Genomic DNA, 12,693 nt, shown 5'->3' with positions numbered 1-12,693 from the left:
ATGGCTGGTGAAAAATGCGTGCGACGAACGGGGTGGTGCTCCGCTGCGCTCAGCCCGCCGCCGTTCTTCGCACTCGCCCGCCAATTCGCGCCGTTCCGCTCCTTCAACCCACCGTCAAACACCGCAAGCAGATGCCTTTCGCCGAACATCCTCTGGAAGAAACCAACCCCCAAACGGCCCCGTTCCGCTCGTTCGGGCGGGTGCAGACGCCCCAGGCCGGCCGGACGCTGGCCCGCTGGCTGGGGGCGCTGGGCCTGGTCGTGGTGCTGGCCGGCTTCCTGCCCTGGACCCAGAACATCCGCTCCAGCGGTCAGCTGACCACGCTGCGGCCCCAGGACCGGCCCCAGACCGTGCCCAGCACCATTGGGGGGCGCATTGCCCGCTGGCACGTGCGCGAAGGCCAGCGCGTGGGCCAGGGCGATACACTGCTCACCATCACCGAAGTCAAGGAAAAATACTTCGACCCCCAGCTGCTGGAGCGTACCCGCGAGCAGCTGGCGGCCAAAATAGCGTCTCTGGAACAGAACAAAGGCAAAACCGTGGCCCTCGGCGACCAGCAAGCGGCCCTGCGCAGTGGCCTGAGCGTGAGCTTAAACAAAGCCCGCAATAAGGTGAGCCAGACCCGGCTGAAGGTAAACTCCGACGAGGCCGACCTGCGGGCGGCCGAAAACGATATGGCCATTGCCACCCGCCAGCTGGAGCGCCAGGAAGAGCTCTACAAGCAGGGGCTCAAGAGCCTGACCGAGCTGGAGCAGCGCCGCCTGAAGTTCCAGGAAAGCACCGCCAAGCGCCAGGGCGTGGAAAACAAGCTCGGAGCCTCCCGCCAGGAGCTGACCAATGCCGGGCTGGAGCTGAGCTCCTTGCAGGCCGAATACCAGGACAAGCTGGCCAAGTCGGAGTCGGACCGCCGTTCGGCCGTGGCCTACCAGTTCGATTCGGAGGGCCAGATTGCCAAGCTGCGCAACGAGCTGGCCAACCTCAGCATCCGGGCCGGCTACTACCACATTCGGGCTCCCCAGGATGGGTACGTGGTGCGCGCGCTTAAGGAAGGGCTGGGCGAAATCGTGAAGGAAGGCGAAGACGTGGTGACGGTGATGCCCATTTCGCCCGAGCTGGCGGCCGAGCTCTACGTGCAGCCCATGGATATTCCGCTGCTGCGGGTGGGCCGCAAGGTGCGCCTGCAATTCGATGGCTGGCCGGCGCTGGTGTTCACCGGCTGGCCCGGCACCAGCTTCGGCACCTTCGGCGGCCGGGTGGCCGTCATCGACAACATCGACTCCCAGGGCCAGTACCGCATCCTCGTCACGCCCGACCCCGAGCTGGAACCCTGGCCTTCCCTGCTGCGCGTGGGCTCGGGCGTGTACGGGTGGGCCTTGCTCGATAATGTGCCCATCTGGTACGAGCTCTGGCGCCAGCTCAATGGTTTTCCGCCCAACTTCGTAGGTGCGCCGGTTGCCAAAGGCAAAGGCGGCAAGGCCGGTAAGAAGGCGTATGAATCGGCCGACGAGGCTTACTAAGAATACGGTTGGGTAGCTGTGGCCCGGACTTCAGTCCGCAGCCCGGTGATTAAAGCCTGATTCGTGCGCTGAGTCACCCGCCTCACGCCCGCCCTCGGTACGGACTGAAGTCCGGGCCACAGTTGCCTGCCCGCCGATACTACTGCCGAACACCTTCCCCTCATGCTGCTTCGAATCCTTCTTTTTCTCTTACTGACCTGCCTGAGCGCCCCCGCTGCCCGTGCCCAAACGCCGCTGGCTGCCCCGGTGCCGGCCGCCGATTCGGGCCGGGTGTTCACGCTCACGGACATGCTCACCTACGTGGCCCTGCGCCATCCGGTGGCCCGGCAGGCGGGGCTGCTACCCGCGCGGGCCTTGCAGGAGGTGCGCTACGCCCGGGGCCTGTTCGACCCGAATGCCACCAGCAAATACTACGGCAAAACCTTCAAGGGAAAAGAGTATTTCCACGATTGGGATACCCAGCTGCGGGTGCCGCTCTGGTTTGGGGCCGATATCAAGGCCGGCTACGAGCGGGGCACGGGCACCTACGTGAATCCCGAAAACTTTACGGCCCCGGCCGGCCTGAGCTATATCGGCTTGTCGGTGCCGCTGGCCCAGGGCCTGCTCATGGACGAGCGCCGGGCCGCCGTGCGCCAGGCCCAAGCCCTGCAAGGGCTGGCCGAGGCCGAGCGGCGCGGGGCCCTCAACAAACTCTTGCTGCAAGCCGCCAAAGACTACTGGGACTGGGGCCTGAGCTACCGCCAGCTGGCGCTGCGCCGCCAGAACGTGGTGCTGGGCGACGTGCGCTTCCGGGCCGTGCGCCAGCGCGTGATTTTTGGCGACCTGGCCGCCATCGATTCGGTGGAGGCGTTGGGCGAGCTGCAAAAGCGGCAGGCCGAGCTCAGCCAGGCCCGGGTGGAGTTTGGCAACGCCACGCTGGTGCTCAGCAACTACCTCTGGAACGAGCAGCAGCAACCCCTGAACCTGCCCGCCACCGTCCGCCCCCAGGCGCTGCCCGGCCCCGCCGCCTGGCGCGCCCTGCCCCCCGACTCGGTGGCCGCCCTGGCCGCGCTGGCCCAGCAGATTCATCCGGAGCTGCAAAAGAGCCGGGCCAAGCTCAGCCAGCTGACGGTAGAAAACCGCCTGCTGCGCAACAAGCTGCTGCCCAAGCTCACCCTCGACTACAACCTGCTCCAGGCGGGCCAGCCCTTCAACCCCGAAAAACCGGCCAGCCTGAGCGGGGCCTACCTGGAAAACAACTACAAGCTGGGCGTGAGCTTCGCTTACCCGCTGCTGCTGCGCCAGGAGCGGTCCAAGCTCCAGCTCAACCGCCTCAAGCAGCAGGACACCCAGCTGGAATTGCAGCAGGACACCCGCGAAATTGAAACCGGCGTGCTCACCGTGGCCAACAACTGGCAAGCCCTGCGCGAGCAGCTGGCCTTGCAGCAGCAGGTGGTGCAAAACGCCCTGCGCCTGCGCGACGGTGAACAAACGCGCTTCGAAAACGGCGAAAGCTCGGTCTTCCTCATTAACTCCCGCGAAGACAAGCTGCTGGATGCCCGCCAGAAACTGGCCGCCCTGCAAGCCAAGTACGCCCAGACCCAGGCTACGCTGCGCTGGGCCGCCGGTGGGGTAGTGGAGGAGGAGTAGCCCGCCGCTGGCAGCATCAGCCCGTAGCTCCCCTCCCTGGAAAGGAGGAGAGCTACGGGCTGATGCTGCCCAACTATAGGAGCGCGCAAAAATCCCGTACTTGGGCCTATGTCCATGTCCGTTGCTACGTTATCCCAGCCGCAGCTGCGGCAGCGCCTGAACCTGTTGCTGGTGCTGGGCGCTTCGCTGGCCCTGAGCGTGCTGCTGGTTACCTTCCGGGTATTCCTGACCCACAAACTCACCTTCGTGTTCCTGCTCTGGAACCTGTTGCTGGCCCTGATTCCGTTTGGCCTGAGCACCATGCTGGGCCTGAGCGCCGGGCGGCTGAAGGCGCGGGTGCTGCTGCCGGTAGGGGCCGCCTGGCTGCTGTTCTTTCCCAACGCGCCCTACATCCTCACCGACCTGTTTCACCTCGAGCCCCGCGCCGGCGTACCCTACTGGTTCGATCTGGCCCTGCTGCTGAGCTGCGCCTGGAACGGGCTGATGCTGGCCTACGCCTCCCTCACCGACATGCAGCAGCTCGTGACGCGCCGCCTGGGCTGGTGGGCCGGCTGGGCGTTTGCGGCGCTGGCCCTGCTGCTGAGTAGCTTCGGCATCTACCTGGGCCGCTACCTGCGCTTCAACAGCTGGGACATCCTGACCAATCCGATTGCCCTGTTTTACGACATTGTAAGCCGCCTGCTGCACCCCACGGCCCATTCCGGCACCTGGGGCGTCACGCTGCTCTACGGCGTGTTTCTGCTGCTGGGCTACGCCACCGTGCGCCTGCTAGGCCGCATGGGGGAGGAGAATTTGGCTGATAGCCATTAGCTGACAGCCTGTGGCTGTCGTTTGGACGTAGGCGCGTAGCTTGCGGCGGATAGCTATCAGTTAAAAGCTAACAGCCAAAAAATGCTCCACCTCACGCCCCCCGACGAAAATGCCCCCGCCATGCGCTGGGCGCAACTGCTCAGCCGCCGCCGCTACCCCGAGCAGCCCCAGCTGCACGTGGTGACCGATGCGCCGCCCGTGCGCGGGGCCTTCGTGGCCGACTACGACCGGGTGGTGTTCAGCTCAGCGTTTCGGCGGTTGCAGCGCAAAACCCAGGTGATGCCCCTGCCCGAAACCGATTTCGTGCACACCCGCCTGACCCACTCGCTCGAAACGGCCTGCGTGGGCCGCTCCCTGGGACGCCTCGGGGGCCGGCTGCTGCTGGAAGAAACGCAGGGCCTGGCCGCCGAGCTGCCCCACCTCGACGCCGATTTCGGCGACATCGTGGCCGCCGCCTGCCTGGCCCACGACATCGGCAACCCGCCCTTCGGCCACTCCGGCGAGGATGCCCTTTCGGCCTACTTCCGCTCGCCCGCCGCCGAGCCCTTCGTGCGCATGCTCAACGCCGCCCAGCGGGCCGATTTACAGCAGTTTGAGGGCAACGCGGCCGGCTTCCGGGTGCTCACCCACACCTACGCGGCCCACAGCAGCGGCTCGGCCGGCCTGGGCCTGACCTATGCCACCCTGGGCGCGTTCAGCAAGTACCCGCGCCCCTCGGTGGTGGCCGAAACCAACCTGACTGCGGGCACCAGCGAGAAAAAGCACGGCTATTTCCAGACCGAGGCCGCCCGGTTCCAGGACGTGGCCCGGGAGCTGGGCCTGCTGCCCAAGCCCGCCGGGTCCGCCGAGGCCGCTGGTTTCTACCACCGCCACCCGCTGGCCTTTCTGGTGGAAGCGGCCGACGATATCTGCTACCGCATCATCGATTTTGAGGACGGCCTGCGCCTGGGCCTGATTCCGTGCCAGCCGGGCCTGGCCCTGCTGCGCGACATGCTCGGCGACGCACCCGGCCGCCGCGGCTCGGTGGAGTGGCGCGACTGGCGCGAGGAGCTGGGCTACCTGCGGGCGCGCCTCATCAACCGCCTCGTGCAGCAAACCGCCCGCTGCTTCGCCGATCAGGCCCCGGCTTTGCTGCGCGGCCACTTCGATCAGCCCCTGGTGCAGCAACTCAGCTGCCGGGAGCAGTTGCGGGAGGTGGACCGCCTTACCGTGGAGCACCTCTACCAAAGCCGGCCGGTACTCGAAATTGAAGCCGCCGGCTTCGAGGTGCTGGCCGGCCTGCTCGACGCGTTTCTGCACGCCACCTTCGACCCCCAGGCCGGCCCCCGCTCCCGCAAGCTGCTCCAGTTGCTGCCCGGGCAGTTCCGGGCCACTGGCCCCCAGGCCCAGGCTTCGGCCTACGAGCAGATTATCCTGCTCACCGACTACATCGGCGGCCTCACCGACCAGGCTGCGCTCAGCCTCTTCCGCACCATCCGCGGCATCGACCTGCCCAAGGGCTTCTAGGGCGGGCAACGAGCAGCACAAACCTTTCTTGCGCGCGGCCAGGCGGAGGGCCTCACTGCCACGATACCGTATCGGGGGGCTGCTGGCGGAGCAGGCGGTGGTACTGTTCCAGCAGCTCGGCTTGGTGCTGGCGCTGCTCCTGCTTCTGAAACAGGCGAACCTGGTAGCGTCGGTTGCCTGGCTGGCGGCGCAGGTGCAGGTAAATCAGGCCCCGGCTGCGGCGCTCGGTGGCCTCGCCGTTGCGGATGCGCTCAATGCGCTTGCGGTTGTTGCCGAACAGGGTCTGGAGCGGGCTCAGGCCCACGTACAGGTTGGCCTGGCCGTTGAAATCGTACTCGCCCGTCACCTGCATATCGGTGAGGTTGCTGCTCAGGTTGAGGCCCGGAATCAGCAGGCGGCCGTGCTCCAGCAAAAAGCGCGACTGCACCGGCTCGAAGTAGAGGTGGCTGGTGCGGCGGGGGCTGAGCAGGCGCAGGGCCTGCATGAGGGCTTCTACGTTGAGCAGCTCCAGGTCCTGCAAATCCGTGCGCACGAAGGCCCGCGTGCGGTTCAGACGGGGCAGAAAGGTATGGTCGAGGTCAGTCTGCACGTCGGCCTCGGCATTCATGCGGCCCCGCACGTTGTCGGGTCCGAGGGCATCGAGACCCAGCGGGGCAGCCAGCGCGAAAAGCTGGGGCAGCTGCACGTCGCGCAGTTGGAGCTGGGCACGCAGCGGGTGGTGGTGGGCACCCGAATCCGTCCGCAGCACCCCGCTCAGCCGCAACTGCCCCCCAAAGGCTTGCAGGGAGCACGCCTGCACGCGGGCCTGGCCGGCTTCCAGGGTACTGCGGAGCTCAAAATCCTGGCCCCGTAGTACGCCGTAGCGCATCTGGGCCGCCACCACGTGCACCTGGCCCGTCACGGTGCCATCCAGGAAAGGGGAGGGGCCGGCCGGCCGCCCCCCCGGCCGGGAACGGCCCGCTCCCGAAACTGCTCCCCCTCCCACCTCGGAAGCGGTTTCGGGAGCGGTGTTGAGGGCGGCCAGCAGTTGCAGCAGCTTCTGAACGTCCAGCGTGCCGTAGCGCAGCGCCACCGTGGCCTGGGCGCGGGTCAGGTGAATGCCGCTCATGGTGGCGCTGGCGCTGATGCGGCCGGTGCCATCGGGGCCGGTGCGGAAGGTGAGGGCCGGAATGTCGAAATGGGAGCCGTTCTTATCAATGTACAGCTCCACGTCGGTCAGGCGGTTGGTGCCGGGCAGCACAAACTGGTCGATGGTGGCCGTCACCCGGCCGTTGGCGGACAGCAGAAGTTCGCGCAGGGTAGGGTCGGCGGCTTTTTTGCCCGTGGCGCGGCGGGGTGGCCGGGTCACGCGTTCCAGCAGCTGGCGGTAGCGCAGGGTGGGAAAGTGGGCGACCAGCTCCAGCAGCACCGGCTGTGGGTCGCGCGTATCGGTGGTCCAGCCCGCCAGCCCGCGCAGTTGCCCGCCCCACACCTGGGCGCGCAGGTTGCGCAGCTGCACGTGGCGGCCATCGTGGCGGACGGTGGCCGCTAAGGCCCGCAGTGTGTCGGCGGCTACCACCAGCCGGCCACATTCCAAATCAATATCCAGGTGCAGGCCCGGCGGCAGCAGGTTCATCATATCGGCTATCTGGAGCGGGTCGGCATCGCGCGGGGGGCGTTTGCGCATCCGGGGCCGGGCCGGGCGGCTGGGGGCGGCCAGCAGGCGGCGCAGCTCGGGCAGCTGAAGCTCATCCACGGCAAAGGTGCCCGCGATGGTAGTAGTGGGGTGCTGGCCGCTCACGTAGGCCAGCAGGTTGGTGGTGGTGGCGTTGGCGCGCACCCGCATACCGTTGAGCTGCCCCGCCAGGTTTTCCAGTCGCCACACGCTGTCGAGCAGGCGCACGCGTACGTTCAGATCCAGCATCCGGGCCCGCCGGCTCGGTATGTCGAAGGAGGCGTGCTCCAGGCGTACGGTGCCCCGGGCCGCAATGGGCGGCAGCAGCGTGTCGGGGCGCTGAGCCAGGCGGGTAGCCCGGTCCGGAATATCGGGCAGGGCTCCGTTGAAGCGCAGGTCGAGGGCCACCTGTCCGGCCCGGGCCCGCCACAGGTCGGGCACCACCACCGAGGCCACGGTTTGCAGCTCGGTGCGCCCCCGGATGTGGCCCCGCAGGTGGGGCCGGGTGAAGTCGCGCACCGTCAGGCGGGCATCGAGCTGGCCGGCGCTGGAGTACAGGCGGCACCGCTCAAAAGACAGCACCGTAGAGCGCAGATCGTGGGCCGGGCCGTTGTCGTACACGCCGCGGGCATCCCAGCGCCGGATGCGCCGCAGCGAGTCGGCCCAGCGCACCTGGGCGTTGCGCAGGGCGAAGCGCAACACCGTGCGCGGGCGGGTGGTGGGGCCGCTCCGCCCCCGGATAGTGTAGTGAATGTGGGCGTGACTGGGGCTGCGGGCACCCCGGATGAAGCGTTGCAGACTGGGCGGCAGGGCCACCCGCAACACTTTCAGCAGCGGCTGGTTGCCCCAAAAGGCGAGGTTGAGGTGGGTGCCCCGCGGTTCGCCCGGCCTGGCCCCCCGATGCGTTCCGCTGATGCGCACGGTGTCGCCGTTGAGCGTGGCGCTGGTACGCAGAAACGTGCCCTGCCGCTCCCGGAAATTGTAGCGGTAGCGCACCTGCGCCTCGGTTGGCTCCTGCTCGAACAGGTTGCCCCGGCTGGTGCGCAGGTACTCCAATTGCCCCCGCAGCCGGCCCCGTACCCGGGCCTGTCCGCCACGCACGCGCACCACCAGCCGGCCCTGATCTACCTGGGCGGCGAAGCCGCTGTTGTGCAGCTCGTTGCGCTCCGAAACGCGCAGGTTGCGGATCAGCAGCGAGTCGAGGTCGAAATCGGGCGGGCCGGGCGGATGGTCCCGGCGCGGCCCCCGGCCCCGCAGGCCCCAGTCGTGGCCCAGCGAGTCGGTCAGCTGGCGGAACTCGGCGTCCTGCAACGTGAGGTGTTTCACCCGGAACTGGCCCCGCAGCAGGGGCCGCAGCTCTAGGCGCAGATCGGCGCGGCCCACGCGCAGCACCTGCACGGTGCGCCCGTAGGCCGTGTCGGTCAGCAGCACGTGGTGAACTGAGGCCGTGAGGTGGGGAAAGTCGTGCCAGAGCGAGAAGTCGATCCGCAACGGACCCAGCACCAGATCGGAGCGCCGGGCCATCCGCTCCCGGATCAGGCGCTCCAGCTGCTGGCGGCCCCAGTCGGAGCCCAGCAGCCAGAGTGCGCCCCCTGCCATCAGCAACAGTCCCAGCAAGCAGCCAGCCAGGATCCGAAGGATGGTGGAACGTTTCATAGGGCCAGTGGGAGCGGGGAAGGAAGGCAGATTACGCAAAACTGTACGTAAAATTCCTCCCCGACACTACCAGTCCCCAAAGTATTGTCTCTATCTGCCATTTCGCACCGGTGTAGCCTGCCCCGCGCTATGCCGTGCTAAACGCGCGCCAGGGCAAGCTGGTGCCGTTGCTACTTGTGTCTCCTTACTTGGTTGGAGGGAGAATAAGGAGACAACATAGCTGTCTCCTTATTCTCCCCTCAACCAAGTAAGGAGACACGTTCAGCCTAACCAGTGCGCCCCGTTGGGCGTAGCGGCTACCGGAATGACCAGCTCCTGTTCTAGGCCTTCCGCGCCCGGCGGGTTGCAGTCCCGGCAGGGCGGCCTGTCGGGAGAAGAACAGAGAACCGCAAAGCCCCGCCGGGGCTTGTGGCCGGCAGCAACAGGGCGTTGCTACCGGTGTAATGCCCCGCCGGAGCTGAAGCGCGCCAGTTGCGGAAAGCCTATAGTTGAACCACTTGCTAGTTGCGCCCTGCCCCGCCCGGGGGGCTCAAGGGCAGCGCGGCTACGCCCACGATGTGGCGCGAGGCCTTCTCCTGCACCAGCACCACGGCCCGCAGGTTGGGGGTTTTCCAGCCCGGGGCCAGCGGCAGCGGCACCGTGGCGCTGAACGTGCCATCCGGGGCCACGGAGCCCAGCGTCCGGAGCTCCCGCACCACGGCGGCGTGGCGCAGCAACCGCCCCGCGTTTTCGCCCCGCCCAACCTGGGAGGACAGGCCGGTTTCGGTGAGGGCCAGCGCCACTTCAGTGGGGGCAGTGCCGGCCGGCAAATCGGTGATGTGCACGGCCAGCTCCCCGGCGGCGGTGCGGGTCAGGCGGACGGTGGCGCGGGGGGCTTTGGCGGCTTTTGCAATGGTTTCGGCCAGCGCCTGCCGCCGGCTGCCTACCAGCTCGTACCGGCCGTTCACCACGGCCTGGGGCGTGTAGGAGCCGGTGCCGAAGCCCTCGGCGTAAGTGCGCTGGCGCTGGGTGAAGGCCGGCGACGAGAACGGGTCCTTCCAGCCCAGCCGGTTCCAGTAGTCCACGTGCTGGCCCAGGGCAATTACCTCCACGCCACTCACCGACTGGGCCATTTCCAGCTCGCGCAGAGCCGCGTCGGCGGCGGGGCAGCTGGAGCACCCTTCGGAAGTGAACAGCTCCACCACCACCGCTACGGGGGCAGTCGGAGCGCCCCCGGTTCCGGGTAGCGGGCCGGAACCGGGGCGGGGCACTGCTGCGGAAGCGGCGGTCAGAAACGGCAGCAGGGCCAGAAGAATACGGTGCATGGCAGATAAGGAAAAAGTGAGCCGGCCGTGCTGTGGGCAGCGGGGCGCGAAAAAGCCGGCCACCGCCGCGCTCACTGTACTGCCGGAAACCAGGCCAGGGCGCGCCATGTAACCACGGCCACCGCCGATTAGTGCGCGCCGCCACTGGCCGGGGCGGTCGCGTTGTTCGCCCGCTGGTGGTGGCAGAAAACAACGGGTTGGCGGATAACAGACCCGGCAGGAGAAAATTCGGCCTACCTTTCCGCCTGCCTGCCGGGGCTCTTCGGCGCCCGGTGGGCCGCCGTTTTTACGCCTCTCTTTTTTTGTGAAACCGCCCTCCTCTATGTATTCTGTTCTTCGGGCTGCCTGCGGGCTGCTGCTGGCCCCGCTGGCCGTTTCGGCGCAAACGGCCCCACTCAGCGCCAGTCCCCTGAAAGTAGGCGAAAGTGCCCCGGCCTTTGCGGCGAAAGACGCCAACGGTCAATCCGTGGAGCTGAGCAAGCTACTCAGGAAAGGCCCCGTAGTGCTGTACTTCTACCGCGGCCAGTGGTGCCCCTACTGCAACAAGCAACTCAGCCAGCTCCAGGATTCGCTCCAGATGCTCACGGCCAAAGGTGCCCAGGTAGTGGTGGTGTCGCCGGAAACCCAGGACAACATCGGCAAAACCGTGGACAAGACCAGCGCCACGTTCCCCATCCTCCACGACCAGGATTTTGCCATCATGAAGGCCTACCGCACGGCCTTCAGCGTGGACGCCGCCACGGCCCGGAAGTACCAGGGATTCGGGCTGGACTTGCGGGCGGCCAACGGCGCCAGCCAGGACGTGCTGCCCGTACCGGCCACCTACGTCATCGGCCGGAACGGCAAAATCAAATTCGTCTACTTCAACCCCGATTACCGCCAGCGCGTGTCGGTGAAGCAGGTGGCGCAGGCCCTGTAGGCCCGTTTGTACGGCCCGCCCGCCAGCTACTGCCCCGGGTCACCCGGGCGCTGCCCGGGGCGTCGGCCGGTTCCAGCCACCCCGTTTTCCTCCTTCCAATGCGCCTGATTGTCGCGGCCGTGCAGGCGGCCCCCGTGTATCTTAATCTGGCCGCTTCCCTGGCCAAAGCCGAAAGACTGATTGCCGAGGCGGCCGCCAAAGGTGCCCGGCTGGTCGTGTTTCCCGAAACCTGGCTGCCCGGCTACCCCGCCTGGCTCGACTGCTGCCGCGACGTAAACCTCTGGGATTCGCCGGCCGTGAAGCAGGTATACCGGCGGCTGGTGGAGAACAGCGTGGTAGTGCCCGGCCCCGAAACGGCCGCGCTGGGGGCCGCCGCCCGGGCGCATGGCGTGGTGCTGAGCATGTGCGTAAACGAGCGGGTGCTGGCCGGCCCCGGTCGCGGCACGCTCTACAACACGCTGCTGTTGTTCGGGGCCGATGGCCAGCTGGTGCAGCAGCGCCGCAAGCTCCTGCCCACCTACACCGAGCGCCTCATCTGGGGCCAGGGCAACGGCCAGGGTCTGGAGGCCCACGACACGGCCGCCGGCCGCATTGGCGGGCTCATTTGCTGGGAACACTGGATGCCGCCCGCCCGGCAGCGCCTGCACGAGTCGGGCGAGGATATTCACGTGGCCGTGTGGCCCCAGCTCAAGGAAATGAATCTGGTGGCCAGCCGCCACTACGCTTTCGAGGGGCGCTGTTTTGTGGTTGCCTGCGGGGCCATTATGCGCGCCGCCGAGCTGCCGCCGGAGCTGGAACCGATTCCCGGGCTGGCCCAGAACCCGGAGGCGTTCGTGCTGCGCGGGGGCAGCGTCATCATCGGCCCCGATGGCACGGTGCTGGCCGGGCCGGTGTATGATGAGGAGGTCATCCTGACCGCTGAAATCGACCTGGGCGACCTGCTGGCCGAGCGCCTGACCCTGGACGTGGCCGGCCATTACGCCCGCCCCGACGTGTTCGGCAGCCGCGAAACGTAGTCGGCGAAACCTCATTGCAACGAGTAGTGAACAGGCGCGGCCGGTTTCAGTATAACTAAAMCCGGCCGCGCCTGTTCACTAGGGCTGGTTTGGGCTAGTAATCCAGCCGGCTTTCCTTGGCTTGCCAGGCTTGGAAGCCGGCCAGGGCTTCTTCGCGCAGCAGCTCCCGCATGGGCAGCTGGCGTTGGTCGAGGGGCTTTTCCAGCTCTTCGTAGATGAACTGATCGTCGAAGCCGATGGCGGCGGCGTCCTGCTTGGTGTTGCCGTAGAACACGCGCCGGGGGCGGGCCCAGTAAATGGCTCCCAGGCACATGGGGCAGGGCTCACAGCTGGTGTACAGGTCGCAATCGGCGAGCTGAAACGTGCCCAGCGCGGCGCAGGCCTTGCGGATGGCATCCACCTCGGCGTGGCAGGTGGGGTCGTTGGTGCTGGTAACCTGGTTGAAGCCACGGGCGATAATCTGGCCCTCCTTCACCACCACGGCCCCGAACGGGCCGCCGTGGCCGGCCTGCATTTTCTCAATGGACAGGCGAATGGCTTCGCGCATGAAATCGGGGTTGGGAGCTTCCATGGGGTTGGTAAAAGTAACTGGGCCAGGCCCGAAACTGGGGGAGGCTGATGAGCCGGCAAACCGCAAAAATACGCGGTGAACGTGCAAAATTACGTGCTTGAAAAGGGAAAT

General features: G+C 67.2%; 9 protein-coding genes. 6 read left to right on the top strand and 3 right to left on the bottom strand.

Going from position 1 to position 12,693, the window contains the following annotated elements; all coding sequences use genetic code 11:
• The first annotated feature begins 131 nt into the window (after positions 1-131).
• The 4 genes from D0T11_RS17305 (at position 132) to dgt (ending at position 5,462) form a co-directional block, all read left to right on the top strand.
• Positions 132-1,517 carry an HlyD family secretion protein gene (locus D0T11_RS17305; RefSeq protein ID WP_119657064.1) on the top strand — a complete coding sequence of 462 codons (1,386 nt, stop codon included), beginning with the start codon at positions 132-134 and terminating at the stop codon, positions 1,515-1,517.
• Between the two features lie 162 nt (positions 1,518-1,679).
• A complete protein-coding gene (locus D0T11_RS17300; RefSeq protein WP_119657063.1) occupies positions 1,680-3,146 on the top strand; it encodes a TolC family protein in 1,467 nt (488 codons plus the stop codon).
• A gap of 108 nt (positions 3,147-3,254) precedes the next feature.
• Positions 3,255-3,956, top strand: a complete 702-nt coding sequence (locus D0T11_RS17295; RefSeq protein ID WP_119657062.1) for a DUF1361 domain-containing protein — start codon at positions 3,255-3,257, stop codon at positions 3,954-3,956.
• An 81-nt stretch (positions 3,957-4,037) separates the two neighbouring features.
• Positions 4,038-5,462, top strand: coding sequence for a dGTP triphosphohydrolase (gene dgt, locus D0T11_RS17290; protein WP_119657061.1), 1,425 nt, complete (start codon positions 4,038-4,040; stop codon positions 5,460-5,462).
• A 52-nt stretch (positions 5,463-5,514) separates the two neighbouring features.
• Here dgt and D0T11_RS17285 read toward each other — a convergent pair whose 3' ends face one another.
• Both D0T11_RS17285 and D0T11_RS17280 read right to left on the bottom strand, forming a co-directional pair.
• Positions 5,515-8,772, bottom strand: a complete 3,258-nt coding sequence (locus D0T11_RS17285) for an AsmA-like C-terminal region-containing protein (protein WP_119657060.1) — start codon at positions 8,770-8,772, stop codon at positions 5,515-5,517.
• A 500-nt stretch (positions 8,773-9,272) separates the two neighbouring features.
• Positions 9,273-10,076: a DUF1223 domain-containing protein gene (locus D0T11_RS17280; RefSeq protein ID WP_182888469.1), complete on the bottom strand. Its 804-nt coding sequence runs from the start codon at positions 10,074-10,076 to the stop codon at positions 9,273-9,275.
• A gap of 322 nt (positions 10,077-10,398) precedes the next feature.
• Between D0T11_RS17280 and D0T11_RS17275 the strand changes: the two genes are divergently transcribed.
• Positions 10,399-10,995: a peroxiredoxin-like family protein gene (locus D0T11_RS17275; protein ID WP_119657058.1), complete on the top strand. Its 597-nt coding sequence runs from the start codon at positions 10,399-10,401 to the stop codon at positions 10,993-10,995.
• A gap of 98 nt (positions 10,996-11,093) precedes the next feature.
• On the top strand, positions 11,094-12,011 hold the full coding sequence (locus tag D0T11_RS17270) for a carbon-nitrogen hydrolase family protein (protein ID WP_119657057.1): 918 nt from the start codon (positions 11,094-11,096) through the stop codon (positions 12,009-12,011).
• 94 nt (positions 12,012-12,105) lie between these two features.
• Here the strand turns inward: D0T11_RS17270 and D0T11_RS17265 are convergent, their stop codons facing one another.
• On the bottom strand, positions 12,106-12,582 hold the full coding sequence (locus D0T11_RS17265; protein WP_119657056.1) for a nucleoside deaminase: 477 nt from the start codon (positions 12,580-12,582) through the stop codon (positions 12,106-12,108).
• Positions 12,583-12,693 lie beyond the last annotated feature (111 nt).

Origin of the sequence: Hymenobacter rubripertinctus (assembly GCF_003583925.1) — a bacterium.
GTDB classification, from domain to species: Bacteria; Bacteroidota; Bacteroidia; order Cytophagales; family Hymenobacteraceae; genus Hymenobacter; species Hymenobacter rubripertinctus.
The sequence above is the reverse complement of the archived record's forward strand: the minus strand, read 5'-3'. Positions and strand labels throughout refer to the sequence as shown.

Coding starts and splice junctions, on each gene's coding strand:
- D0T11_RS17305 (WP_119657064.1), top strand. CDS start 132: ATGCCTTTCGCCGAACATCCTCTGGAAGAAACCAACCCCCAAACGGCC.
- D0T11_RS17300 (WP_119657063.1), top strand. CDS start 1,680: ATGCTGCTTCGAATCCTTCTTTTTCTCTTACTGACCTGCCTGAGCGCC.
- D0T11_RS17295 (WP_119657062.1), top strand. CDS start 3,255: ATGTCCATGTCCGTTGCTACGTTATCCCAGCCGCAGCTGCGGCAGCGC.
- dgt (WP_119657061.1), top strand. CDS start 4,038: ATGCTCCACCTCACGCCCCCCGACGAAAATGCCCCCGCCATGCGCTGG.
- D0T11_RS17285 (WP_119657060.1), bottom strand. CDS start 8,772: ATGAAACGTTCCACCATCCTTCGGATCCTGGCTGGCTGCTTGCTGGGA.
- D0T11_RS17280 (WP_182888469.1), bottom strand. CDS start 10,076: ATGCACCGTATTCTTCTGGCCCTGCTGCCGTTTCTGACCGCCGCTTCC.
- D0T11_RS17275 (WP_119657058.1), top strand. CDS start 10,399: ATGTATTCTGTTCTTCGGGCTGCCTGCGGGCTGCTGCTGGCCCCGCTG.
- D0T11_RS17270 (WP_119657057.1), top strand. CDS start 11,094: ATGCGCCTGATTGTCGCGGCCGTGCAGGCGGCCCCCGTGTATCTTAAT.
- D0T11_RS17265 (WP_119657056.1), bottom strand. CDS start 12,582: ATGGAAGCTCCCAACCCCGATTTCATGCGCGAAGCCATTCGCCTGTCC.